This is a genomic window from Chitinophaga sp. 01L420 (assembly GCF_056399985.1).
Genome location: NZ_JBFTSK010000016.1, coordinates 1 through 26,954, shown reverse-complemented (window position 1 = coordinate 26,954; position 26,954 = coordinate 1). Strand labels below are relative to the sequence as shown.

Genomic DNA, 26,954 nt, shown 5'->3' with positions numbered 1-26,954 from the left:
TTTAGAATTTTGCATAAACATTGATACCATAAGATCTCCGTGTAGGCAGTGAGCCATATTCAAATCCCTGTCCGTTGCTGTTGTTGTAGCTGCTTTCCGGATCTACGTTAGGTATATGTTTGCTGATGGTAAAAAGGTTCCTGGCTACCAGTGATACAGATAAGTCCCGGAGAACACCATTGCCCAGTATAGATTTAGGGAAGTTATAATCGATATTCAGTTGCCTGATTTTTACAAAGGAAGCATCATAAATAAATGGTTCCGGAATGTTGTCAGTAACACGTTGCCAGTAGGTCTGTGGATTTACAAATGCATCTACACTCTTGTATTTGGGTTTATTATCAGCGTCTACACCGTCCTGTTTTACTCCTTTAATAGGCAGGCCATTGGTGGGCGTCCACTCAGCGGGTGTTTTACCTGCAGCCAGTCTGGCGGCTTCAGACATCGCCCAGCCTTCGCGTCCTTCCAGCGTACCTTTTTGTCTGCCGTTAGCATACGCCAGCAGGTTGGTCATGGAATAGATGCTGCCACCCTGTTTGATATCGAGTAAAATGTTGAGTGAAATATTTTTCCAGGTAAAGCGGTTGGTGATACCACCGATCCAGTCATACTGACCATTGCCCAGCTTTGCATCGGTAGGGTCGTACTGCGGCAGGTTGTTGGCATCCAGCAGTAATTGTCCGGATGGATCGCGGAGGAATTGGCGGCCCACGATAATACCATATTCTTCTCCTTCCTTAGCCACGATGGAAGCATTGGCCCAACGGGCGGCTGCGAGGGTATAGTAACCGGATACGAGTGGACTCAGTGCCAGGATTTTATTCCGGTTGCGGGCAAAGTTCATGTTAACATCCCAGTTGAAGTTTTTGGATACAATCGGTTTTACCAGCAACGTCGCTTCAATACCTCTGTTGCGGATGTTACCGGAGTTGATCACGGCGTTGGGATAACCGCTGGTAGAGGAAATGGGCGCATTCAGGATCTGGTTGCGGGTGTTGGACTGATACCAGGTGACATCCATGTTCACACGGTTATTCAGGAAAATGAGGTTGATACCTGCTTCATACGATTTGCTGATGCTGGGTTTCAGGTCCTTAAAAGGTACTTTGTCTACCGCCACACCACCAATCGCATAGCCGCCTACCAGTGGGATATCCGGGTTGCTGCCGTAGGTGAGCTTCAGCTGATACGGATCAATGGCATCTGTGCCTGTTTGTGCCACAGAGAAGCGCAGTTTGCCGAAGTTCAGCAGATTGTTTTTAGGCAGCAGCTCTGAAAAGACAAAGCTGGTAGATACCGATGGATAGAAGAAGGAGTTGTTGTTGGCAGCGAGTGTGGATGACCAGTCATTTCTGCCGGTAAGATCCAGGTACAGGTAGTTCTCGTATGCCAGGTTGATGGCGCCGTAAGTGGAGTTGATTCGTTTACGGTTAATCAGTTCATTACTGATTTTGGTCTGGAAGTTATTAATGCTTTGCACGCCTTTTACGCTGATATCACGACCGGAAGTATTCAGCACATTTTCACGAAAATCCATGCGGTTGGTACCCAGGTTAGCGCCGATCCAGAACTTGCGTACCTGTTTGCCGTAGTTGAGGAGCAATTCGGTATTGGTTTCCTGGAATACGCGGTCTTTCATAGTAATGGCGCCGGTAGCATTAAAAGGGGTAGAGAACTCCATGAATTCGCGGAAGCCAAAGCGGGAGTAATCGGTACCTGTGCGGGCCTGTATAGAGAGGGTAGGCAGCAGTTGGTATTTCAGTTGTACGAAACCGTTAAGCCGGTCCTGTTTACTGTTATTGGGCTGTTCGTTAATAGCCCAGTACGGATTTACCTGGTAGTTGTTGTTGTTCCAGTTAATGTAGTTACCGGTAACGGGATCTTTATATGTTTTCAGCCAGTTGATATCTATGTTGGGAGCGATGCCACTCAGTACGTACCCGATATTGTTAGGATTGTCGGAGAGGGCAGGGCGGTTGTCGACGTTTTCATTTACGTAGGCGAGTTTGGCGTCTATGCTGAATTTGCTGGTGAGCTGTGAGGTGCCGCGTAATGCGAAGTTATGACGTTGTAATCCGCTGTTGGGCACAATGTCCGTGTTCCGGATATTGGTATAGGTGAAGCGCAGTTGTGTGTTTTCTCCACCGGAAGAAATGGCCACGGAGTTAGTCAGTGTTAAACCTTCCCGGAAGAAATGCTGGATGGCATTCTGCGCTTTAACATAAGGTTGTTTGGTACCATTCCAGATCCATACCATGCTGTCGACATTGAATTTAGGGCCCCAGCTGGCCTGTGAGTTGCCTCTGGCGGCATCCACATCTCTGGGCAATATACCATCCCTGCCGCTGCCGTAATCTTCCTGGAAATCGTAGCTGCTGTTTAATCTTTCTAATACAGCATTGGACGTAAGTTCCAGTTCCAGGCCTTTGCGGCTGCCTTTTTTGGTGGTGATGAGGATCACGCCGTTGGCAGCGCGACTGCCGTACAACGCGGTGGCAGCGCCTCCTTTCAGCACAGAGATGGTGGCTACTTCATCAGGGTTGATGATAGAAGAACCATCTCCCAGATCATATCCTCCAAATTTATCTGCCTGGCCGGGAGAAGAGTTATTGGCAGGAATCCCATCAATAACATACAGGGGTTGGTTGTCGCCGCCGATTACTTTCACACCGCGCAGTGTTACTTTGACAGAACCGCCTACACCACTGTTGGTGGTGCTGACATCAAGACCGGCTACCCTGCCGCTCAAAGACTGTATAGCGTTGGTTTGGCGGGCAGTAGTAAGGTCGCTGCCTTTTACATCTGTAAAAGCATAGCCTAAGGAGCGTTGTTGTCTGCCTATACCGAGTGCGGTTACCACTACCGCATTCATTTCAATAATTTTCTGCGGAGCAGTGCTGTCGGCCACGGGGGCTACAGGGCCGGCGGTTTGTTTAATGATGATTTGTGTGCCGATGGCTTTAATGGTGAATTGTGATGCCGGGAACAGTATCTGCAGCAGGCTGCTGATCGTGGCATTTTGCTGGTGGATGGTGAACTTATTTTTATTGGCGACTACCTGGTTGGGGTAGGCAAATAGTACACCAGCCTGTTTCTCTATCAGCGACAGAATTTCAGGAGCGGGTTTGTCTGTGATATCTACAGAAACCCTTTTGGTCAGTGCGCTGGCCTTGTCCTGCCCTTTGCCACTCAGTGCGGAGCAGATCATTATGATGATCAGTGAAATACAGGGGACGAGTTTCATTGAGTTTTTTTTGAAATTTTAGTGATACTACAGCATTGATTTGCGGGCATACTCCTTCCTGCCGGACCAGCTGAATCCAAAAGGTGAAGTACAGGCAATGCAATGCCAGGCAGCTTTTACTGCGTGTTAAAATGTTACAATTGTTGCGAATTGCGTTTTAGATCCTGGTTTTAAACTTTCAACTTTCTAAATGTGACTGCTTTTATTTATGTTGAAATACGTATGCCGTATCTGCGGTTTTAATGGTGGTAAGATCGAGCATTTCCGATAGCACCAATAGTGCTTCGCTCAATGGTACGTTGTTGAAACGAACGGTGATCTTACTTTTTAGTATATCCTTATCTGTTATCCTAAGGTTCACATGATAATAGGAGGCAACAGTTTGCATGACCAATGCTACTTCCTGGTCGCTGAAAGAAAGGTCATGATTACCCCAGCCACAACGCCAGGCATAATTGCCACCGGCTTTTTTTACGGTACCATGGTCGTTGTCTACAATGGCAAGATTGCCGGCGGTTAATGTAACGGGTAGTCCTTCTTTTGAAGTAACGCTTACTTTGCCGTCCCATACCGCTACATCGCTGTAATTACCGGCTGTTTTTACGTTAAAGGAAGTGCCTAATACCAGTATCGTGGCATTGGGGACCTGTATGCTGAAACGTTGCTGTTCATCTCTGGCGATTTTAAAGAAGGCTTCTCCTTTTATCATCTTTACTTCCCTGCTGCGGTAACTCAGCTCTGTGCCAGCTTTGAGGGCGATGGCAGAGCCATCGGGGAGGAGCAGACTATCGGTATCATTGCCTTTCGCTACATAGGTAGTCCAGGTGTCTGCCGGTACTTTAAAGTAACGGTAGCCGGTGAAAATCATGATGGGGAGCATCACGGCCGCGGCCCACCACCATTTTTTACTGATGGAAACTACTTTGCCGGTAGCTGCTGTGGCAGGAATAGCCAACTGACTGGCCAGCAATTCCCAGCCTGCGGCTTGGTCAAAGGCAGCTGGAGGCAAATGACGGCTGGTTTCCCATACCTGTTTGATATCGTGGAACAGTTGCAGGCGATCTTCTCCGGCGTCCAGCCATTGCTGAAAAGCATGTGCTTTGGCGGTATTATCCGGGTCCGACAGATAATCAATGACGATATTGTTTAGCTCATTTTCCATATGCGTATACTATAATGACATTTCAGGAAGGATAAACTTTGATGCTAATCTGAACTTTTTTTTCCGGGCAGTAAATGACGGAGTGTTTTGAGTGCGGTAGACAGCTGGAAATACACGGTATTCAGGGTAATACCCAGCTTCTCGGCTATTTCTGCCGGTTCAAGCTGACGTATACGGCTAAGGATAAATATTTCCCGGCAGCGGGGAGGCAGGGATTGCAGGTGCTGTAATATTTCCTGCTGAAAGAGTATATAATCTGCTGTTTCGTAAAAAGAGGTCTGGTCTGACTGGAATTGCAATACTTCTTCCCCTACCTGTCTTTTCCGTTTCTTTAATTCATTGATCGCCTGATTGGTAATGGCACGGTAGAGGTAATGCCGGATATGACCAGTGATAATAGTTTGCGCGCCCTTTTCCCATAAATAGACGAAAAGGTTATGCACCATATCTTTAGCCAGGCTGTTATCTTTTACCCAGCGATATGCTAACAGGTATAATTCTTCGCTGTAGGTATTATATAATTGCCGGAAAATGGGTACATCCTGGTTGTGCAGCGCTTCGGTTATTTCTGCGCTTGTAAATGGGAATGCGTCCTTTGTCATTTATAAATTAAAAGCATAGCGATAAAACGGCAATAATGTAAGTATACGAAAAAATTAATTTCTGTTATGAAGAAATATTAATAAGTACTTTCATTACCAGGGCCGTTATCTTACCGCCGCTAACCGGGTTGGTGAGCGGAATGCTTATTCATCCGGGCTGAGATAGTCTTTTCCTTCGAGCCAGTTTTTGAATTCAGTAACCCTTTCACGGCTAATAATAACATCAGTATCAACATCGGGAGCTAATTGAAGAATTAATCTGCTATTGTAGTAGGTGGTTATTTTTTTGATGGCATCTATATGAATAATAAACTGCCGGTTAATGCGGAAGAACTGATTTCTGTCCAGCAGCTTCTCTATCTGATCCAGCGAATAATCCAGTGGTACCCGCTGATTAGTGGACGTAGTGGCCCAGGTAGTCCCTTTGGCAAATTGCAGCCAGGCGATATCTCTGGCCTTTACATAGATCAGCTGATTGTTGATCCTGCCAATAAAACGGGTACTGTCACGGCGCAGGAACTCTTCTGCAATCCGGCTGATATCTATCGTATAATTGTTGGCAGGCCTGAACTGTTCATACTTTTTCAGGGCATTGCGTAATTCTTCCAGGTCAATCGGCTTCATTAAGTAATCGATGCTGTTTACCTTGAAAGCCTGCAGGGCAAAGCCATCGTAGGCAGTGGTGAAAATAATCGGTGTCCGGACTTTTGTTTTGTTGAATAGTTCAAAACAGTTGCCGTCAGATAACTGTATATCCATCAGCATCAGGTCTACCGGCTGTTTTTGCTCCAGCCATTTAAGCCCTTCGGCTACGGATTCAATAACAGCGGCTATTTCAATGTCTGCATTACACTTATGCAATAACTGTGTAAGCCGCTCGGCATTATGCATTTCATCTTCAAAAATTGCTATTCTCATGAGGACGTGATAATGGGTAGTTTTACAATAAACATATCTTCCGTCTGACAAATTTCGATGTTGCTGTTGCTGATCAATGCATATCGTTTCTGTATGTTTTCCAGGCCAATGCCGGAGGATATTTCCGGGTTGGCTTTTAATCTTACGTGATTGGAAACGGTCAGGAAATTACCCTCACTTTTAATGGTGATCAGTAACGGATCTTGTGCAGAAAACCGATTGTGTTTGATCGCATTTTCTATCAGCATCTGCAAAGTCACCGGCGGTATCATGCCTTTTGTTTTGACTTTTTCAGATATGTCGGTGATGAATTGAATACTTTGCTGGTGGCGGATGCGGATCAGGAAAAGATATGCATCCAGGAAGTCCAGTTCTGTTTGTACGGGTACCAGGTTTTCAAATTTCTTATCAAGTATATACCGGTAGGTCTTTGCCAGCTGAGTAATATAATCGGCGGAGAGATCCGGGCTTTTATACACCAGGTTTGTCAGCACACTTAAAGAATTAAAAAAGAAATGCGGATCTATCTGGTTCCTCAGCGCATCATAGCGGGCCTGAATATTTTCGCGCATTAGTCTTTCTGTTTGCAACTGGTATTCTTTCCATTCAGAATAATAAAAGATGATCCCGTTAAATGCCAGTATCAGCAGGTAAAACATGAAGATACCGAAGTTGACGTCATAACTAAATCCGAGGAAACTTTCCCAGGCTTCATAACGATGAAACAACAGTGCATCGGCTGCGCCATAGCAAAAACTAAACAGGAAGGCCATCAACAGGCCATATATCACCAGGCTGCTGCACAGGATGACCAGCCGGGTGGAAGTGTTTTTGTGAATCGTTTTTTTCTCTATGGTCCGGGCCAGCCAGGAAGCACCCTCCCAGGCGAGCAGGCCAAATACCACATAGATCACGCTGAACATCTGTCCGCGGAAATCCAGCATCCGCAAGCGGGTGGTGAAAGTATGGTCAAAGGATTTGAAAATGGTGCTGAACGTATACAGGATCAGTATCCTGGACAGGTACAGAAATACTTTGCTCGAAAACAATTTTTCATTCTCTTGAAAATTCATCTGGCGTTTGTATGTTACTAAATGTAGTTATTTTCCTTAAACCAGGTGAATGCACCGGAAACGGCGGCTTCTACCGGGGTATAATGCAGTTGTAATTCCCGTTCTGATTTTTTGCCGGTATAGTAATTATCCAGGCATAGCATATAGGCAGTGCTGTAATTTAGTTTTCCGGAGATACCCGGCAATGAGCCGATCATACCACCAATTTTCAACACGAACCTGGGGATAGGGATCAGGAGTTGCCGTTTCCCGGAGATCTTTTTTAGCAGCCGGAAAAATTCGCCGTAGCTGAGGTTTTGACCCGCCAGCAGGTAGCAGTCGCCCATTTTCCCTTTTTCGATGGCGTTGATGATGCCCCGGCACACATCCTTGATATGTACGAAGTTTTTTCCTCCCGGGGGATAAAACAGGAGCCGGTGTTTGAGTCCGTACAGGATCAGTTTACCAGAGCTGGGTTTCACATCATTGGGGCCAATCATGAAAGTGGGGTTCACCACGATGCCTGGTAGTTGCCTGGCAGCCACCTGTTCCAGCACATATTGCTGGGCGAGGTATTTACTGTTGATATAGCCGGAATTGGCGTTGAACAGGGTAAATCCGTTCAGCTCATTGCCGGGATGGTGTTTATCGCCGGGGCCAATGGTATTGGCGGTGCTTACATAAATGAACTTTTCTACTTTATGCGCCAGGCAGGCGGCCGTAATATGCTGGGTGGCGGTGAAGTTGGCCTTTTCGTATTCGGCAAAGGAAACGCCCCACTGTTCTGTAATACAGGCGGCATGGATCACAATGTCGCAGCCTTTCATCGCTTCGAGTACATGCTCGCTATTGTCGATATGCCCAAAGAACACATCACAGGGGATGTCTGCAATGCCTTTCAGGTTAGCGGAGGGTCTTACAATGATCCTGATATCATATCCCATCCTGTACAGCTCCCTGGTAAGATTGGAGCCGAGGAAGCCACTAGCGCCGGTGATCAGTACTTTTTTCATTTATATTTTTTAGACAGATAATGCAAATGGTATTTCTTTCTTTACCTCCCGCGACACGATCCTCATTTTCAGTGACAGGGGAAGCAGTTGCATGAGCACATGATTTATTTTGTTCATCAGCCCGGGGATAATCACCGGGCAGCCGGCGAGGGTGCCTTTCATGGCAATCCTGGCAATTTCCGGAGTCGGCAGCAGTCCCATTTTTCCTTTCCGTCCCTGGCTGATGATCCGGCGGGAAGTATGGGAGTTGGTCATAATAGGCCCGGGATATACTACACTTACCGACAGGTTGGTATTGGCCAGTTCTTCTTTCAGTCCGAGGAAGAAAGAAGAGATAAATGCTTTGGAGGCGGGATATACCGTTTTATAGGCGATGGGCGTAAAAGCGGCCATGCTGGCAATGTTCATAATATAACTCTGGGGATGCCTTAACAGGTGAGGAATCAGCAAATGAGTCAGCAGTACGGTGCTCCTCACATTGAGCATAATGATATCGTCTATCCGTTCCAGGGAGGTATGGGTAATGGAAGAAGTGCCGCCCACACCGGCGTTGTTAATGAGAAAATTAATAGCATATTTTTCCATGATAACCTGTAGTTGCTGTTTCAGTATGTCGCTGTCGGACAGATCGAATTCGAATACTTTAACGCTGACGGAATACTCCAGTTCCAGGTTGTCGGCGATAGACCGGAGGTTGCTGCCGGGCAAGGCAATGAGGATAATATTCATTCCCTTTCTGGCGCAATGGATGGCGAATTCTTTGCCAAGACCGGAACTGGCGCCGGTAATCAGTGTGTAGGTGATAGCTGACATAAACGTTTATTTTTCCAGCAGGCCTTTGAACTTGGTCATTGTCCTGAACAGGTTATCGTGAATAATCGGATCTGATACCCAGCGGGGAATTTTCTTGCTGCGGTCGGTGGTCACCATATAGGTGATCTTCATTTGCCCGCCTGCTGCTGGTTCCATGATCCATTTGCCTCTGGTGCCGGTGATCCGTGTGGTTTTATTATACAAGGGAAACCGGCTGTCTGACGTACTCTCGAAAATTACTTCTGCCGCCCTGCCGGCATCTGCCGGTTCGTGGTACTGGTATAAGAGGCAGGCGTCCTGGTCGTCCATCGGCCAGGGAATATCGTATTTTATATAGGTGATCCAGTGTTGGAGGTCGCCGGTGGCGGCCACTTTATAATCGCTGGCGTTGGTGTTCCATTCCATGCCACGGGCCTGGTTTTTGAAGAGGCCAATTACTGCAGGCACCCCGGTTTTTACCAGGAATACGGCTTTTATTTCCCTTACATTTTCACCACCAGCTCCCGGGATCCACCTTTCATACAGCGATATGGCATTGTCCTGCTTTACCAGTTTGAACTCACTGGTATCGCTGAATAAGGAACAGATACACATCACGCTGCTGATCAATAAAACAGGTAAGCTTTGCATACATAATGATTTATAGCAAAAGTGCGGCTTGATACGTTGGTGGCAAACGATTTTCCGCTGAGTTGTAGGATAAGACTATTGACCTGTAGAAATGCCGGTTTTATCATTAAAAGGGGGCCGTCCGCATTTTCAAAATGCCATCTTTTTTATATAACATTATGGAATACTGTGATGATCTGAATCATTGCTAAAAGCCTATATATATGAAAATGCGCATCCCCTTACTACTGCTCTGTGGTATCTTTGGTGTAATGAGTACCGCGGCGCAAACCAATGCCGAAAAGGCGCGTGAAAAAACGAACGAAGCCATAAAATTAATGGACAGTGGTAAGCCGGCAGAATCCCTTCCACTGTTGGAAGAAGCCCTGGAACTGGACGGGGATAATGTAGATATCCGCTATGAAAAGAGCTACGCCTTGTACCTGATGGAAGATTATAAAGGCGCCCGCGATATCCTGAAGAAGCTGACCAGGAAAAAGAACATTGGTCCCAATGTATACCAGATGCTGGGCAACACCTACGACAACCTGGGAGAACCCAAAAAAGCCATTGATGCTTATGAAGATGGGATCAAACTTTTTCCGGCAGCAGGTAATCTGTACGTGGAAAGAGGCGTGATGGAAATGAAGGTGAAGGAGTATGGCAAAGCATTGAATTTTTTTGAGAAAGGTATTGAAATGGCGCCTGCATTCCCTTCGAACTATTACCGGGCAGCAAAAATATTCTGTACATCTACACAGGAAGAAGTATGGGGCATGATATACGGGGAGATATTTATGAACCTGGAGCCTAATACGGCGCGTACAGCGGAAATCAGCAAGTTATTGTTTGATACTTATAAATCAGAGATCACTTTTCCAACAGATACCAGTGTGGCAGTGAGCTTCAGTAAAAATGCTGTTATTAATATCCGGTTTAATCCAAAGTCAGGGCCAGAGGGATTGGCGGAGGCACTGAAAAACATGAAAGTGCCTTTCGGTAACGCGGTGTACGAAACCACGCTTTCCATAGCGTTGGCAGGGGAGCGTAGTATTGACCTGGCTTCCCTCCATCGTATCCGTACCAATTTCCTGGAGGTGTATGAACAATTGGGGCATCAGAAGAAAACGCCGGTAGTACTCTTCGATTTTCAGCGGGAAGTGAAGGCTGCCGGCCACCTGGAAGCCTATAATTACTGGCTGCTGAGCGAAGGAGATAAAATCGCTTTTAATCATTGGGAACTGGCTAATAATGAAAAATGGGAAAGCTTTGTGGAGTGGTTTGGAGAGCATGCGATACACATTACGGAAGAGAATAAATTTAATATGGCAAAGTACTGAGCATATTTTATTATTTTGTCCGCCGGCCGCTTCAACGACCGGCGGACTTGTTTATAAACAGGTCTGTTTAAAAAACAGTGCAACATATGAAGCATCACGCATTAATGATCGTCCTCTTTTTTATGGCATCGTCGCTTGCCGCCCAAAACGTTTGCCCGGTAATACCCTTGCCGGTGAAGGCAACGCAGGGGACCGGCATATTTACCATCAGCAGCAAAACCACCATCCGGCTGGGAGATACTTCCCTGCGTTCGCTGGCGGGGTATCTGCAGGAGGAATTATTGCGCAGGTATCAACTCAAAGTATCCGTGAGTAATAGCAAAGGAGCCAGTTCCATTGTGTTGAAGAAAGAAAAAGGAGGTAGTAACGAAGATGCCTATACGCTTACGATGAACCCGGCATCAGCGGTAATAACGGCCACCAATCGCGAAGGTATATTTAATGGTATCATCTCCCTGTTACAACTCACTACAGCTACTGTACCGGGAAAGACACTGGCAGTTCCCTGCTGGAATATTTCCGATGCCCCGCAATATGGCTGGCGTGGTGTAATGCTGGATGAATCCCGGTTTTTCTTCGGCAAGGCGAAAGTAAAGTCGCTGCTCAACTGGATGGCGTTTTATAAATTAAATCGTTTTCACTGGCACCTGACCGATATGCCCGGCTGGAGACTGGAAATTAAAAAGTACCCGTTGCTGACAACAGTAGGAGGCATAGGCAATATTGTTGACCCTAAAGCCGCCGCAGCTTATTATACCCAGGATGATATCCGGGAAATAGTGGCCTATGCGCAGGCGCGTTGTATTGTCATTATCCCGGAAATAGATATGCCGGGACATGCGGGTGCCGCCAACAGGGCCTATCCTGCTTTTGATGGCGGCGGTACGGCTAAGTATCCACAGTTTACATTCAATCCGGGCAAAGAAAGCACTTATCAGTATTTATCAGACATACTAACGGAAACGGATCAACTTTTTCCTTCACAGATGATACACCTGGGAGGTGATGAAGTGACTTTCGGCAATGCAGGCTGGGATAAAGACAGTGGCGTGCTGCGTTTAAAGGAAGCGCATGGTTTGCAGAGCCGTAAGGAGGTAGAAGATTATTTCATTCAACGTATGGCCGACACCGTATTAAAGCTGCATAACAGGGTGCTTGCCTGGGATGAAATAGCCACCACCACCTTAAGGGCAGACAGCACTATCGTGTGCTGGTGGAGGCATGATAAACCGGAGAGCCTGGCACTGGCTTTACGAAAGGGATATTCAGTGGTAGTATGTCCGCGTTTACCTTTCTATTTTGATTTTGTGCAGGATAGCAGCCATAAAATTGGCCGGAGATGGAAAGATGGTGAGCTCAACAATCTGCAATCGGTATACGATTTCTCTATGGGGAAAATCCCGGCTACCGTTGGCCATGAATCGCTGATACTGGGGGTACAGGCCTGCCTGTGGACGGAGACCGTTCACAACAATAATCGCCTGGATTTCCTGTTATTTCCCCGTATTGCGGCGTTGGCAGAAACCGCATGGACTACTTCCGGTCAAAAGGATTTTAACGGCTTTAAAGCCCGGTTAAAGGCGCAGCAATCGCTATATGCAAAGGATAGTCTGTATTATTTTGATATCTTCTCTCCGGGCAGGCATATAGAGTCCGGACAGGGAAGAACAGATTATATTGACTAATGCCCATGGCAGCCCGTTAAAAGAGCAACATTCTTTGTAAATTTAGGTATGCGCTACGAAACTATTCCACCCCCACCTCATCTGGCACACATCATCCGCTTTTTCTGGATGATGGAAGGAGAGGCGGGGTATACCCATCATAACATGGCAGATGCCTGTGTGGAGATGTTATTTCATTATCGTGGACGTTTTGATGAAATAGAAAATAACGGGGAACGCAGTAGTTCTTACACCGCCGGTTTACATGGAGCCACCCATGTTTTGCGCCGCTACACCATTGACGCCGGCTTCAGTATATTCGGTGTGTATTTTTATCCGCAAGCTATTCCATTACTGTTTTCACTACCTGCGTCTGAACTCACCAATGTTGCTGTAGAACTGAGTTATCTGCTAAAGAGCGTAGGTATACAGCTGGAAGAAGAAATTATGGCTGCCAGCAATAACCGGGAACGTTGCAGTATCATCTGTCGCTTCACAGAACAGCGGCTGGCTGCCCGGCATACAATAGAACTGCCCGTCTTTTCTGCGATCCGGCATATCATCCATAACAAACCCGACACCAGCATCGCTGATCTCGCCCGGCAATATTATTTATCGGAGCGGCAATTTGAGCGGCAGTTTAAGCAATATGCAGGGTTATCTCCCAAGCTGTTTTCGCGGATCATTCGTTTTCAGGCGGCGGCTTCTTTCTATAAACGTGACGTGATGAGTTTAGGTAGCATTGCGCTGGAGTGCGGATATTATGATCAATCGCATTTTATCAGCGACTTCAAAACTTTTTCCGGTCTGCATCCAAAGCAATTTTTCTCCGGTCACTCCGGTGCTACCGACTGGCGGGAATAATGTCGGGTTTTTCCAATTTTATGATGAACACCTTTCGCACCTTTGTGTAGAAATATCACCTTAAAATTTTGTTATTATGAAATTACCTGAAGGACACCATCAAGTAATACCTTATCTGATCCTGAAAAATGCAGAAGGATTTTTCGACTTTACCAAACAGGTATTTGGAGCAAAGGAACGCCATCGCAGTTACCAGGATGACAAGAAATCATTGAAGCACGGGGAGATCAGCATTGGTGACAGTATCATTATGTTTGGCCAGACCAGTGACAACTGGGGAACAGACAATGCCGGATTATTTATTTATGTGGAAGATGCCGATGCTACTTTCAAGAAGGCGCTGGCTGCCGGTGCGACAGAAGTGATGCCGGTAACGGATCAGTCGTACGGCCGTTCCGGAGGTGTTAAAGATCCGTTTGGTAATACCTGGTGGATTACAGCAGCATAACGTGTAGACATTAGCGTTACTTTCATAAAGTGCTTAAAAGATAAGCCGGCCTTACCGCCGGCTTTTTTTATTTTCTGCAGTTTGAAATTAGTGAACTTCGCAGCCAACATTTACAATTGATTAACGTAACCGAAGATATTTGGTGGTAAATTAAAAATAGATAAAAAGTAAATCCTATCATGTCGAAACTATTACTCTCTGTCATCGGTCTTTTAAGTGCTTTTTCCAATGCCTTCAGCCAGGAGGATTCCACTAAACTTTGGGATGGTCCATACCTGTTTCATGAAGAGGGGAAGCTCATCAGCAAAGGAGTTTTGGACGGGAAAGTATATATCAGGGAGGCCGGAATGGCCATAGCCGTACAATTTAGAGATCATAAAGACTGGAATTTTGAAGTTCCGATAAAGCAGGAACTCCTGGTGGAACCTTCGGTTACGCAGCAGGTAGAGAAGGTATTCGCTGTTTCAGATGTTGAAGGAGAGTTTGCGTCTTTCCGCAAATTGCTGATGGTGAATAAGGTCATGGATAAGCATTATAGGTGGACTTTTGGCCAGGGCCACCTGGTGATTTGCGGGGATCTTTTTGACCGGGGAGAGTATGTGCCGGAGTTTTTATGGCTACTGTATAAATTAGAGCAGGAGGCAGTATCAGCGGGAGGGTACGTTCACACACTGTTAGGCAATCACGACATCATGAATTTAAGTGGTGATGTACGGTATGTGAAGCCCAAGTATTTTGAAAGTGCCAAACGAATGGGAATGGATTACATGCAATACTATGATGAATATACAGAACTCGGTAGATGGCTGAGGACCAAAAATATTGTGGAGAAAATCGGAGATCGGCTTTTTCTTCATGCAGGGATCTCACCTCAGATAAATGTATTGCGGCTGTCTCTGGAAGAATTGAATACCTTATGCAGAACATACTACGGCAGGAAGAAAGCTCAAATAGCTGAAGAGGCAAAGGTATTCTTCGACAGAAACGGCCCATTCTGGTACAGGGGATATTTTATGACACCAAGAGCAAGCATGGCTACCATAGACAGTACCCTTAACTTTTACAATTGTAGTCAGATTATTGTTGGACATACCATTTTAGCGAAGAACATAGCTATGTACTATCAGGGAAAATTGGTTGCAATTGACGTAGACCAGCATGAGGGAAAAAACGGAGGTATATTTCTTAGGGATGAAAAGTGGTCTATAGCTGATGACCGGGGGAAACATCATCCATTAAATTACGTGGAAGGAAACGATGAAATCAAAGATTCAGATATTCTGTAGGCGAAAACAAATGTTTGATAAGGTACCGGACAGGAGGGAAATATTCACAGGTAATTTCTTCGCAGACTGTATTTCAGTTGCAGTGATTTATAATAAATTGAAAATCGATGGTGTATGGTTTTAGCGTTGGAGTTAAAGCGGCTGTGCAGAAAAAATACGAACAATAAGCCGTTCAATAGCTATACATGACAATCGAGCATACCCGTAAATCCCTATTGTTATACAGTAAATGATAATTTATGCCAGCTTTCCCTCAAGCTTTAAGTCTCAGTCCTTTGAAAGAAAAAAGTAACCAAAGGTATTTGTGGATCGCCATTCCACTATTAATTGTAGAGGTGGTCATTTTTAAATTTTTCTATCCCTACGCGGATTTCTTTTCAGACTCTTATAGCTATATTTTTGCTGCTGCTGCTGACTTAAAAGTAAACCTATGGCCTATTGGTTATAGCAAGTTTATACAGCTTTTTCACCATTTAAGTCATTCCGATACCTCGCTTGTTGTTTTTCAGTATTTCCTGATTCAGGGGGCCACGCTGTATTTATTGTTCACTGTTTTTTATTACTATCAGCCGGGTGTGTTGGTACAAAAAACTTTGTTTTACATATTGATGCTAAATCCGCTGATTTTGTATCTGAGTAACTATATATCCAGTGATGGGCTGTTCCTTGCCCTTAGCCTGGTTTGGGCGGCACAGCTTATTCAAATCCAACATAGGCCAACGTTAATCCTGCTGTTGGTTCATTCGCTGCTGATTTTTTATGCTTTTACAGTTCGGTACAATGCCATCTATTATCCGGTTATCAGTGGCATTGCCTACCTGCTATCTTCATGGAAACGCTCCTTGAAGCTTTTAGGATTTTTATTACCAGTCATATTGGTGGGAATTTTTATAAGCTACACGAGTGAACAAACGAGGAAAGTTACCGGGACAAAACAATTTTCAGTTTTTGGTGGGTGGCAGCTGGCCAATAATGCGATGTACATGTTACCTCATATCCGGGTGGATCAAGCGCCGCCACCTGCCTGCAATGAATTTCACCAATTGGTACTCCGCTTTTTCGAAAAAAAAGGATCGGAGCTGAAAAACATTGGTCCTGCAGATGGAGCGGTTTATTTGAAAGAGCCCAAAGCTCCCTTAAAATGGTACCTGGCTCAAAAAATGGGAGATCGAGTTGACAGTAGTGGAGGTATCGCTTCCTGGGGGGCTGTTTCGCCAGTCTATTCCGCCTATGGTGCATTTCTGGCAAAAAGCTACCCTGTACCTTTCGCCAGATATTTCCTCCTGCCAAATACTTTTAATTACTTCGTTCCACCGATAGAAAAACTGGAGGTGTATAACCTTGGGCAAACATCGGTATCTTCTATTGCTACTTACTGGTTTGACTACCCGAATGATAAAGTTAAAGTGGTGTCTTTACATGCTCAGAAGGCGATCCTTTTCCTTTTTCCTGCCTTATTTGGGGCACTTAACCTTGTTTTTATATGGTTAGTCATTAGCTGGTGCCGGGACAAAAAATACAGACAGGAAGACCGTTTATTTAAGAGAACGATCATACTTTTCGGCATCTTAATATTGGGGAATGCTTGTTTCGGTATATTGGCCTCACCCATTGTATTCCGGTACCAGGTATTTCCTATGGTGTTATTGCTCATCTTTTCCGCGTTATTGACAGAAAGAGTAGAATGGAGCGATAAATCATAAAACCGGATTCTTAATATTTGGTCGGAAAATAGGATATTTTTCCTATCTTCAAATCGCATGTGGATGTCGCATGATTTCCAGGATTTAATCATATTTTCCAGCACCAAACTATGAAAGGTCTTTTCACCCCTATCGTATTATTATTCGTTATTTATTCGCAATCAACAAATGCTCAAACTATCTGGGATAAGGAAAAAGCAAAGAGCTGGTACCAAACCCAGAAATGGCTTTGTGGTGCGAATTTCATTCCTTCCAGTGCTGTAAATCAGCTCGAAATGTGGCAGAAAGAAACATTCGATCCGCAAACAATAGACAGGGAGTTGGGTTATGGAGCAGCTATCGGGTTAAATGTGATGCGGGTTTACCTGCATCATGAAGCATGGGTTCAGGACTCCGCAGGATTTAAGCAAAGGATTGCCCAGTACCTGCAGATCGCAGATAGCCATAAGATAAAAACAATGTTCGTTTTCTTTGATGATTGCTGGAGGGATGAGTACCATGGCGGTCCACAAGCGCCGCCAATACCCTGTGTCCACAACAGCAGATGGTTGAAAGATCCAGGTAGCAGAATAGACCGTGAACCGGAGCTCATGGATACCTTACAAAATTATGTACTGGATATTCTAAACACATTAAAAGATGACCAGCGGATTATTGCCTGGGATTTGTATAATGAACCAGGACATTTCGGACACGGGGACAAAAGCTGGCCGCTGCTGAAAAACGTAGTTACCTGGGCAAGGTCGGTGCAGCTCAGCCAGCCGATTACCATTGGGATCTGGAATAAAGACTTCAAAGATTTCAATAAATTCCAGTTGGAAAATTCTGATGTGATCAGTTTTCATAATTATAGGGACTCTGTTTCGATGAAAGAGGCCATAGACAGCCTGAAAAAGTATGACAGGCCGCTCTTTTGCACGGAGTACATGAAGCGGGTAAATCAAAGTACGTTTACGATAATTACACCCATGTTAAAGAAGGCTAATATAGCGGCGATCAATTGGGGGCTGGTGGCCGGAAAAACGCAAACGAACTATCCACAGGGAAATAAAGGCGGAGAGGAAGAGCCTAAACTTTGGTACCACGATATTTTCCATCAGGATGGACGGCCGTTCGACGATACCGAGACCGTGTTGCTGCAGAAGCTCTGCCTGGAGAGATAACCAGGATTCGAACAAAAACATCAACCGTATATATTAAAGTGCAGCAGTTGAATCGATAAGAAAACAGCAATCCGATATTAGAGTCCAGGTATCGGCTTATCACAGAATCCCGGTTTCCATAGGAAACAACCCGCGACATCTTTCAGACCATTTAAGCAATCCAGGATTTCAGATGCTGCTATGTCATTCGCCTTAGCAGCATCAGCCACTGAATAATATACATCAATAGGATTACCATTCAAATCAAACTGGGTAAGCTGAATACCGGCTTTTATTCTCTCCGATCTTTCGAGATATGCCCTGATAATGGAGGTATCAATCATTTCACATTTACCACTGCGCCAGTAAAGATTATTGAGTAATGTGGAAGGATGAATCATGGCATCCAGAATTTCCTCCTGTGATATTTGGGTTAATAGCTGTGCCTTTTGCAGATTTTCAAAGGTCGTAATCCGAATACCGCTTTGTGAGTAGCAGGACACCAATGACTTACGGTAAATCACATCCTGGGAGAAGGTAGCCCTTCGGAAAAGCCTGATTTTCTTGTCCAGAACATTGCCATCATTAGACCTGCGATAATTTAGCCTGTAATTTCTAACGTATGTTAATTCAAGATTTTCAGGTCGGATATCAAGGTCATTGCCATTTATAGTAGAAATTAAATAGTGTAGATTTTCCAGTGGGTATTCTTCTTTGAAGAGGAAGTAAACCATACGGACGGGATCAAATACATGATGTGCAGAACCATAAGAAACAGTACATAAAAACCCATAACCATAGTTGCCGTCTTTAAAAACGCTTCTGGGCCTGACTGTGGATCTGAATATCCGTTCTTTATAAATACGGATTGTACCAGTTCTATCTGTCACCATTCGTGGTACTCTTTTGACTCTTCCAAACTGCGAGATAACTGCGAATTTTTCTAGTCCAACCACAGGCATCCATATTTCTTCAGGTAAATCCGTCACGGAGAAATTGAATATGGGCAAGGGGTGTGACGCATCGTATTTCATAAAAAGCATAATTGAAAAATGGAAAACTAAATGCTCCCCCTGAAGTTCAACTTCAGTTTGGGAATGATAATGAAAACTTAATATTAATACAGTGGCTGGTTTAGGTGGAAACTGGCTATAGTTAAAGGTATGCTGTGCTAAGGATATTCTCAGCGCTTGTATTGAAATGGGGGCTATTTACTTCTCCCTAAAACGCAATAATGACAATGCTTTATTTGAGGGCATTAAAATGGGAAGAAAGAAAATCGCAATATTCTATTGCTGGGGAAGTAGTCATTCTAAAGATTGGTGCTTCCAAAGGATACACGGCTTTGACTTGGAAACAGCAGTACCGATATGATCGGAGGCTTAATGACCTGTACAGGATACAAGTTAATAACCTTAGTTGTGAACCCTAAAAAAAGCCATGTGTGAGTGCTGTGCATAGTAAATATCTGCTCTATATAGGAACCAACCGAATAGTATCTTCAGATTGCATTTTCTGATGTTTTTTTACCTTTTATAAACTGCGATATGGCCGCAAACTTTTCAAGTTCAGCAGTCGAAATCCGGATTTCATCAGGCAAATCTGTCATCAAAAATTGAAGGGGCAATTAGTGTTATGAGCCACATTTCATAAAAACGCAATTACAAAAATGGAAAAATAAATGCTTCTACTGAAGTCTTATTTCAGTTTTTAAATGATAATAAAAATTTAATATTAGAACAGTGGCCACTTTGACCGAGAACCAGCCATTGATCCGCGTAGTACAACTCCCGGATAGGAAAATGTTCAAAATTTGCTTTGAAATTGCCTTTCTATTTAGGTAGAGAAAAATTGGAATAATGACTTTACTCAATTTAAATGCAATAGAACAGCAGAAAAAAAAAATCACAATTTTTTATTAACTGACAATTTATTGCAGTAGTCTTTTTTAGTTTTACAGTCATAAGGATAACAACAAATAAAACCCAAAATAACCCGGAATAATATCCCCAGATTAGAGTTAGACAGGATGGATTTAGAGTTTAACGACAATAACCTTCAGCGATCATACAATGAATTGGGAAAAGCCCTAATCCCACTATTTTCAATTATCGTAGAACTTCAATATTTAAATGCAGAAAGCAGATGAATAGTCAGAGGGTACAAGATTTTGTGCACCGAATAGTTATACTTATGCCTCTACATCTGATTAATTAAAATGCTGATTGCAGACTAAACCCAGTTCATATGCAGTTCYAAGATTCATTAGATCTAATAGATCGAAGGAAAATTTAATTGCTGCATGGGTTACCTGCCGTATGAAATTGTCTATTATATGTCGTGAAAATAGGGATCTGAAGATTTCGATTTAACCAACTTTGAACCTCGTAAAACCTCTTTTTTAATATGTCATCATATTTGATAACTCTATTTTTTTTGTTCTCACATTCAGATACGGCGAAAGCTAAATTATTTGAGTATGTCTACTCATGTGAGGGGAGTATTTACATTAGAGTCAGTGAAAATGACTTCTATTTAATGCGCTATCACCCCAATGCCCCTTGCAGCTTTCAAGTAGTAAAAGATCTGGGACCAATAGTTAGTGAGCAGATACTTAAGCGAGAGGAGGCAAAGCCTATGAAAGCTAATGGTTGTATTATCTGCCTTTAATAATGGTGCCATCAAACCATGAAAATGTTTGTTTCGTAACATGTCAAAAAGATTATGATGAATTCTCCAGACGCGGTTATCTATTATACATATTCCTCTTTGTTGGAGGAAAATGGTTTAGAATATTTAGAGGATGATTTTTGGTTATATCATGGTAAAGGTGAATTCAACAATAATTGGACAGTTTATATCTCCATGCGTACCGAGCATTCAGTAAGATTTTTAAAAGAAGTTATATCATTTCTAAGTGAGAAGAAATTTGCATTTCGACTCGTTAAAGATGAAATGCAAAGCTATCACCTTAATTCGGGAATGCTAGGGTTTACAGAGGTAGGAAAGTTCTTAAGTATTTACACTAATTCGGAACAGGAAGCAATTGAAGTCGTTAATATATTTAACCCAATTACCCAGGGCTATACTGGACCTGGTGTTCCTGACGCGATCAGACTCGGTAAAAATATATATGGACAATATGCGACAATAATAGGAGCACAGGATAATGATAACGGATTTGCTATAACCTTTTCCATACCATCTAAATCCAGGATACCATTTAAACTTGATAAAAAATACAGAGGTATCAAATCAAGGAAAGTCTATGGAAAATGGTACGTAAAGATTAAAGACTTAAGACCAGGCCCCAAGGGGGATATTATCCTTGCCTTTAACTTAAAAAAATTTGCTTTCAAACCAGTAGTAGTAAAGGAAGGCCGTTATGGTGCTTTGGAAGACACGCATGGAAGGACTATAAAAGACAGATTGCTTTGGCAACGGCAGATGTTGGAGGAAATCGGAGTTCATGTACCTACAGCTAAATTTGTTGATTATTTTGAACAGGATGATAACTGTTACTTAGTGATTGACTACATTGACGGGGTATTCCTTCCAATAAAAATGGATGAAATAACGCAGAAATCTTCCTGGTTAGAACTATCTAGGAACAAAAAAATACAATTACTAAACTATTACATACAAATCGTACGAATAGTAAAGACTATTCATCAACTAGGAATAGTTTTCAGGGATATACAGGACAATAATTTTATCGTTACAGAAGATGATCAGGTCCATATCATTGATTTTGAGCTTGCATATAAGTTAAGTTCAAAAGAACCTGCGCCACCATTCCTATTTGGGACATTCGGATATATTTCTCCCGAGCAAATGAATAGTGAGTCACCAGATCCTTCTACAGATATTTATTCGTTGGGTGTATTACTGGCATTTATAGTTTCTGGTGAGCACCCTGCTACATTTATAAATGAAGATATTGAAAGTGCTGCTAATAAATTGAGAAATATGTCAGAAGGCGACGGGTTAGCCAGGATATTCCTGGAATGCACTAATTCAGATCCTGGAAAAAGACTGGAAATTGATTCATTAATTGCCAAGGCTGAACAATACAGCGACTCCATTTCAAGTAATTCCATTGAATTTAAGCATTTACAAAAGACTATGTAATGAAAAAGAAGCAAATCTTACTAGAGTTAATAATCATGGGACTGGTATTCCTTTTTGTTTATACTCCTGTTAATAAACTTATGAAGTTTCAAGAGTATAAACTATCAATGAAGGCGCAACCATTCGCACCGGGCTTCAGCACTTTTCTAACCTATGCTGTACCAGCCGCAGAATTTATAGCTGTGATATTACTTATATTGCCTTTAACTAGAAAAGCAGGATTGTATGTATCTATGTTTCTGATGACACTATTTACTGGTTACATAGGATTAGTCCAGTTAAACTATTATCATAAGGTTCCTTGCACGTGCGGAGGTATAATATCTTCATTGACATGGAACGAGCATTTATTGTTAAACATTTTCATACTACTCTTAACTGGAATAGGAATCTGGCTATTAAAAGCAACTTCGGGAGCTAAACCAAAGGATAGGAAGATGGATCTGGCACATAGCAGGTAGCAGTGATAGAATTGTTATCACACATTCGAATGCTGTTTTAGCGAAGCTGAGAATTATAGAATTAATCCCTGCATTTACTATTGCAAAGAACCACTGAGAATAACCACTGAGAATAACCATATCTGGGCTGGTAAATAGCAATGCTATCTGAATAGTCCAATAGGACATCACACAAAATACTTATTATTTATACTGAACAACAATGAGTTTTCCGAAAGTCCCTACGTCGGATAGCGTATTGGGGGGTAATGCATCAGTTATGACATTGACAAAAAGTATATTCCGTCATGAAAAGGAAGAAATGGAATAACATACAAAATATTACTTGCAAGTAAAGATTGAACAATTATCATTAATCATTAAAAGTTTCTAAACATGAAAACTGTAAAATTCGCCTTGGCTGCTATGGCCGCTTTCGTAGGTTTGGCTTCTGCTTACGCATCAACTGTTCGTACTGTGTTTACTTATGTGAACAAAGACAATAACGGTCAATATACCAAATTGACAGTTGCTTATAATCCAGCCAACTGTGTTGGTCCAAGCACTAGAATTTGTTCTTACACATCTCCTTTTGATTTTGGTGTTGTTAAACCTACCGCTGCCCAGATTTTGGCTAAAGGTGGTCATATCAAAACCAACGTTGCAAAGGTTTATGTACCTTAAGTAAATAAATAAATAAAGACTGCTCTTTACAAGGGCAGTCTTTATTCTTTCGAATGCATAAGGAAAAAAATATCCATTATCCTGATTTACATCGTCTGAAAATTGTTAGGTGCTTTATTACTTTAGTTTTTTAATTTAACCATAAGACAAAAAAATAACAAGTAAAACTCCTCTCATATGAAAACGATAAATTTTTGTTTAGCTGCAACGGCAGCAATTATTGGATTCGCAACTGCTTATGCCAAAAGCAATCGGACAGTATATACTTATGTGAATTTAATGAACAATGGCAAGTATACTTTATTAACAACCGGATATAATCCCGCGTTGTGCGTATTTCCAAGCACATACATTTGTGCATATACCTCTCCCTGGGACTTAAATAACTCTTCGATTCCTAATCCTACAGCAGCACAAATAATAGCCGCCGGAGGACACATCAAGACCGATGTCGCCAAAGTTTATTATCCATAGTATTCTTTGGTATGATGGCATGTTTAAATCCGTTTCTTTACATCATATGATACTGTAATTGAAGGATCATTTGGAAGATATTACAAAACATAATTTCCCAAAGAATATTGATATGAAAAGGTGTGAAAAATGCCTTGTCAGCGATTGATATTACAAGTACATGTAAATTTTCTGAACAACAGAAAATACCAAATCGGAAGTGTCGGATGATAGAATATTGTGCGCATCAATAGGAACAAATTTTTTTCCCTAATTATCATTTGTTGGTTTTTACCTTTATGAAAGTGCGAAAGTGTCCGTAAATAGAGCCATTCCTACTTCCCTAATAGCCTATATTTTGGCCTATCTTCTCATTCTATAAAAACAATAAAAGCATCATTAATCTGCTATTATAGCGTGATCGATAATGGATCTAAGTTTATCACCTGAAGTGGATCCATTGATTAATAAAGGTATTGGAGGGTCGCCATCTACAATAGTACCTTCTTTTCCAATGATTATAAGTTTAGGATAGCCAGTAATCCCATAATATTTTATGATCTCATGATTTTCACCTTCTCCATTGGTATAAAGATTAATCCCGCCTTTATGGGTATATATTCCCGTCTTTATGGATTTATGAAAGATTTCTTTTGAATTGTCTATTGAGATAGAGATGAAGGCAACCTGCGTATTTCCAATAAAGGCATCATAGATCGGACCAATAGCCTTGGTTAGCGTTGCACATGCGCTGCAACCATTAAAATAAAAGTCAAGAATCACAACTTTTCCTCTAAAATCATCCAGTGAAACCCATTTATCATGGYCGTCGATTAATTTAAAGTTATATGCCTTTTGCCCCCTTCCAAGTGCATTGTGCCTGGTGACAAGTAAATCCTTGCTTGACGGATCACCAATTAATGCAAGATCTTTAGTTAACACATCTAACATATTTACCTTACCAAAAAAATTAACGGAAAAAATTAATGTGGTAAGTATTCTGTCCCGAACTGCACCGGAATATTTTTCCAGTATATTTTGATGAAGTTCATTAAATCCATAATCGCTATTGGGATCGTTAACAGAATGATGTAAATCCGCCAGGCATTTTTCCTTTAGATATAGATAGTATATATATGAAGAGCTATTGAGTTCCATCTCAGCGTTCATGCCGGAAGAATCCACTTTGTCAATAAATTCGTTAAAGATTTCCTGTATTGTCCTTCTTACAACAGAATCAGATGATTGACGAAAACGAAATATGATATCTGTCAATGCATTGGAATAAGACTGATACCGTACATTTGCTCTTAAAATTTCGATATCTTCAACGTCCAAAGAATTCTGATATTTAGAAATAATTGTAAGTTGTTTTTTTAATACCCCATTTTTTTCGTTTAGTTCGTTTTTTAAAATAGAAATCTGATCTGCAGGAATGTCTGGCGTTATTTCAGGAACAATAGATGTCATTTCCAGTTGACAATTATATTTCTCAGCCCCCTTTCCAAGGAAAGATATTTTACCTTTACTTAAGTTTAAGATCATTTTATCTCCGGATTCAGCAAGGAACAGATTATCCCCTATACTCATGTAGGGATCTGGTAGTGAAATTTTAATATATTCAAACCTTTCACTTTGGTCAATTGAAAAGGATATTGTTTCTCCAGTTATTTTTTGAGTAAATTTTTCGCAATATATACCCCCAATGACGGGGTTGTAATAATGATAATGTTCGATTGTAATATCTTTCCCAATAAGATTAGGATCGGTAATTTGTACCTTAAAATCTATTAGACCTTTCTTTTGAATACTTCCAAATCCATTGAACGAAAGTATGGCCGCGAAGTAAATAAGTGTTACGAAATTTTTCATAGTTATCGATTATCTAATGTTTTGTTGAATGTGACTTAGCGCTATTTCGTCGGATGGGATAGGCATTACATATCTGAGGTCATTGGGAGGAAGTACAAATTCTTTACCATCAAGCACTCTTTTCAGGACGATGTTTGCCCCTTCTTTATTCAAACGCTTTAAATCTGTCCACCTGGTTCCACGCCATACCAGTTCTTTCCGGCGTTCCAATAAAATCCGGACCAGTAGATCACCGGATTTATTTGTGATGGGAACGAAGGTCCCTGTTCTGTATCTTTTTTCTAAGAGTGTATTCATTGCTGATACTGCCGCATCTAGTTTCCCCGTTCTTGCATTACTCTCAGCTTTTATTAGATATACTTCATCCACAGCAAGGCCGGTGAAAGGATAGTAGCCTGATGCAGCATATACTGTTTTCGTAAAATAGGTATCCATTCTCCGGTTAAAAAAAACTGGTTTTCTTAGGTCGTTTCCATCAAACTTTTTGATTAGATTGCTATCAGTAGCCGTAACCGAGGGAGCCCCAGTTACTACGGCGCCATAGTATATATTAGTGATGTTTGCCAATATCAACTCATCATTATATTTGGTAAGTGGATATCTAATCGTCGTATCTATTGTGTTATAATCAATCAATTTATTATAAAGGGATAGACTGCTATCTGCATATTTTCCGGCCAGTGTATAGTCACGCATGCTTAACATTACTCTGGCAAGCAGGGCATAAGCGGCTGCTTTAGAAGGTCTGTTGCGATTTTGAGTCGGAAACGAATTTGAAAAATATCCTATTGAGGATCTTAAATCCGATAGTATTTGACTATAAGTGTCTCCCAGTGTAGATCGTTGTTTAACTTCATTAATATCAGCGGATTCTTTTAATGGAACGCCTAAGTCAGTCGTTTTTCGGCTTTCGTCATATGCAGGCGAAAAAATTGAAGCAAGGTTATAGTTGGAGAGGCTTCTGTAAAATAGTGCAGCACCTTTTACAAATTTTCCGTCTATATTATCTTGGTCGGTAGCCCCAAGTTTATTCCACTGTTCCAGAATGGCATTGCAATAGTAAATAGCCTGATATGGCGCGTTCCAATCCTGAATAGTAACCTCTCCGTCATAAATATCCTGATTCCATATATAGCAATTTTTTTCGGTTTTTGTTGACATTGAATTATAAACCTCTGTGGTTGGATAATAATATTCATCAGAAGACATAATTCCCATTGCAGGCCCATTGTATAAAAAAATAGCCTGATTATCCAATAACTGATTCATATCCTGGACGCTGCGAGGTATAACAATATTGGTATTGGGTTTCTTGTCCAAAAAATCATTTTTGGAGCAGCCAAATAAGAATAAAGGAATTAATAAAGCGAAGTATTTCCGATGATTAGCCATAATTAATATGTTTGAAAAGTTAGAAACTAGCACTCAATCCAAAGGAATATGCCCTTGGATTCGGTATCGAATGAAACTAGCACTCAATCCAAAGGAATATGCCCTTGGATTCGGTATCGAAT

The 26,954-nt window shown here is 42.2% G+C and carries 22 protein-coding genes; 11 read left to right on the top strand and 11 right to left on the bottom strand.

All coding sequences use genetic code 11. The annotated features are described in order from the left end of the window. Position 1: 1 nt before the first annotated feature. From AC1DP6_RS17275 to AC1DP6_RS17240, 8 genes are all read right to left on the bottom strand, one after another. Positions 2–3,244: a SusC/RagA family TonB-linked outer membrane protein gene (locus tag AC1DP6_RS17275; protein WP_477055945.1), complete on the bottom strand. Its 3,243-nt coding sequence runs from the start codon at positions 3,242–3,244 to the stop codon at positions 2–4. Between the two features lie 202 nt (positions 3,245–3,446). Then, entirely contained in the window at positions 3,447–4,406 is a 960-nt protein-coding gene (locus AC1DP6_RS17270; protein ID WP_477055944.1) for a FecR family protein, read from the bottom strand. A 44-nt stretch (positions 4,407–4,450) separates the two neighbouring features. After that, on the bottom strand, positions 4,451–5,008 hold the full coding sequence (locus tag AC1DP6_RS17265) for an RNA polymerase sigma factor (protein ID WP_477055943.1): 558 nt from the start codon (positions 5,006–5,008) through the stop codon (positions 4,451–4,453). 144 nt (positions 5,009–5,152) lie between these two features. Then, complete coding sequence (locus AC1DP6_RS17260) at positions 5,153–5,926, bottom strand: LytR/AlgR family response regulator transcription factor (RefSeq protein ID WP_477055942.1); 774 nt, start codon at positions 5,924–5,926, stop codon at positions 5,153–5,155. Further along, complete coding sequence (locus AC1DP6_RS17255; RefSeq protein WP_477055941.1) at positions 5,923–6,999, bottom strand: sensor histidine kinase; 1,077 nt, start codon at positions 6,997–6,999, stop codon at positions 5,923–5,925. Before AC1DP6_RS17255 ends, AC1DP6_RS17260 begins: the two co-directional genes overlap by 4 nt. 17 nt (positions 7,000–7,016) lie before the next feature. Then, positions 7,017–7,991 (bottom strand): NAD-dependent epimerase/dehydratase family protein, encoded by a 975-nt coding sequence (locus AC1DP6_RS17250; protein WP_477055940.1) that lies wholly within the window; start codon positions 7,989–7,991, stop codon positions 7,017–7,019. Positions 7,992–8,000: 9 nt separating this feature from the next. Further along, positions 8,001–8,804, bottom strand: coding sequence for an SDR family NAD(P)-dependent oxidoreductase (locus AC1DP6_RS17245; RefSeq protein ID WP_477055939.1), 804 nt, complete (start codon positions 8,802–8,804; stop codon positions 8,001–8,003). A gap of 6 nt (positions 8,805–8,810) precedes the next feature. Next, positions 8,811–9,434: an START domain-containing protein gene (locus AC1DP6_RS17240; protein ID WP_477055938.1), complete on the bottom strand. Its 624-nt coding sequence runs from the start codon at positions 9,432–9,434 to the stop codon at positions 8,811–8,813. 203 nt (positions 9,435–9,637) lie between these two features. Between AC1DP6_RS17240 and AC1DP6_RS17235 the strand changes: the two genes are divergently transcribed. The 7 genes from AC1DP6_RS17235 to AC1DP6_RS17205 all read left to right on the top strand — a co-directional run bounded on the left by AC1DP6_RS17235 (position 9,638) and on the right by AC1DP6_RS17205 (position 17,881). Then, entirely contained in the window at positions 9,638–10,753 is a 1,116-nt protein-coding gene (locus AC1DP6_RS17235; protein WP_477055937.1) for a tetratricopeptide repeat protein, read from the top strand. Positions 10,754–10,839: 86 nt separating this feature from the next. Further along, positions 10,840–12,438: a beta-N-acetylhexosaminidase gene (locus AC1DP6_RS17230; protein WP_477055936.1), complete on the top strand. Its 1,599-nt coding sequence runs from the start codon at positions 10,840–10,842 to the stop codon at positions 12,436–12,438. A gap of 48 nt (positions 12,439–12,486) precedes the next feature. Continuing rightward, the gene (locus AC1DP6_RS17225) at positions 12,487–13,281 is read left to right on the top strand and encodes a DUF6597 domain-containing transcriptional factor (RefSeq protein ID WP_477055935.1); all 795 of its coding nucleotides are present in this window, start codon (positions 12,487–12,489) and stop codon (positions 13,279–13,281) included. Positions 13,282–13,357: 76 nt separating this feature from the next. Next, positions 13,358–13,729: a VOC family protein gene (locus AC1DP6_RS17220; protein WP_477055934.1), complete on the top strand. Its 372-nt coding sequence runs from the start codon at positions 13,358–13,360 to the stop codon at positions 13,727–13,729. A gap of 179 nt (positions 13,730–13,908) precedes the next feature. After that, on the top strand, positions 13,909–15,015 hold the full coding sequence (locus AC1DP6_RS17215; RefSeq protein WP_477055933.1) for a metallophosphoesterase: 1,107 nt from the start codon (positions 13,909–13,911) through the stop codon (positions 15,013–15,015). A 983-nt stretch (positions 15,016–15,998) separates the two neighbouring features. Next, entirely contained in the window at positions 15,999–16,718 is a 720-nt protein-coding gene (locus tag AC1DP6_RS17210) for a hypothetical protein (RefSeq protein WP_477055932.1), read from the top strand. Between the two features lie 110 nt (positions 16,719–16,828). Further along, positions 16,829–17,881 (top strand): glycoside hydrolase 5 family protein, encoded by a 1,053-nt coding sequence (locus AC1DP6_RS17205; protein WP_477055931.1) that lies wholly within the window; start codon positions 16,829–16,831, stop codon positions 17,879–17,881. Positions 17,882–17,958: 77 nt separating this feature from the next. On the opposite strand, the gene AC1DP6_RS17200 is transcribed toward AC1DP6_RS17205, so the two are convergent. After that, complete coding sequence (locus AC1DP6_RS17200; protein WP_477055930.1) at positions 17,959–18,894, bottom strand: hypothetical protein; 936 nt, start codon at positions 18,892–18,894, stop codon at positions 17,959–17,961. Positions 18,895–20,584: 1,690 nt separating this feature from the next. Here AC1DP6_RS17200 and AC1DP6_RS17195 point away from each other — a divergent pair. The 4 genes from AC1DP6_RS17195 (at position 20,585) to AC1DP6_RS17180 (ending at position 23,589) form a co-directional block, all read left to right on the top strand. Then, positions 20,585–21,991 carry a serine/threonine protein kinase gene (locus AC1DP6_RS17195; RefSeq protein ID WP_477055929.1) on the top strand — a complete coding sequence of 469 codons (1,407 nt, stop codon included), beginning with the start codon at positions 20,585–20,587 and terminating at the stop codon, positions 21,989–21,991. Then, the gene (locus tag AC1DP6_RS17190) at positions 21,991–22,452 is read left to right on the top strand and encodes a MauE/DoxX family redox-associated membrane protein (protein WP_477055928.1); all 462 of its coding nucleotides are present in this window, start codon (positions 21,991–21,993) and stop codon (positions 22,450–22,452) included. Before AC1DP6_RS17195 ends, AC1DP6_RS17190 begins: the two co-directional genes overlap by 1 nt. 375 nt (positions 22,453–22,827) lie before the next feature. Then, entirely contained in the window at positions 22,828–23,115 is a 288-nt protein-coding gene (locus AC1DP6_RS17185; RefSeq protein ID WP_477055927.1) for a hypothetical protein, read from the top strand. A 177-nt stretch (positions 23,116–23,292) separates the two neighbouring features. After that, positions 23,293–23,589, top strand: a complete 297-nt coding sequence (locus tag AC1DP6_RS17180) for a hypothetical protein (RefSeq protein WP_477055926.1) — start codon at positions 23,293–23,295, stop codon at positions 23,587–23,589. 378 nt (positions 23,590–23,967) lie between these two features. Here AC1DP6_RS17180 and AC1DP6_RS17175 read toward each other — a convergent pair whose 3' ends face one another. Next, positions 23,968–25,440 (bottom strand): TlpA family protein disulfide reductase, encoded by a 1,473-nt coding sequence (locus AC1DP6_RS17175; protein ID WP_477055925.1) that lies wholly within the window; start codon positions 25,438–25,440, stop codon positions 23,968–23,970. A 9-nt stretch (positions 25,441–25,449) separates the two neighbouring features. Continuing rightward, entirely contained in the window at positions 25,450–26,832 is a 1,383-nt protein-coding gene (locus tag AC1DP6_RS17170; protein ID WP_477055924.1) for a RagB/SusD family nutrient uptake outer membrane protein, read from the bottom strand. Between the last annotated feature and the right edge of the window lie 122 nt (positions 26,833–26,954).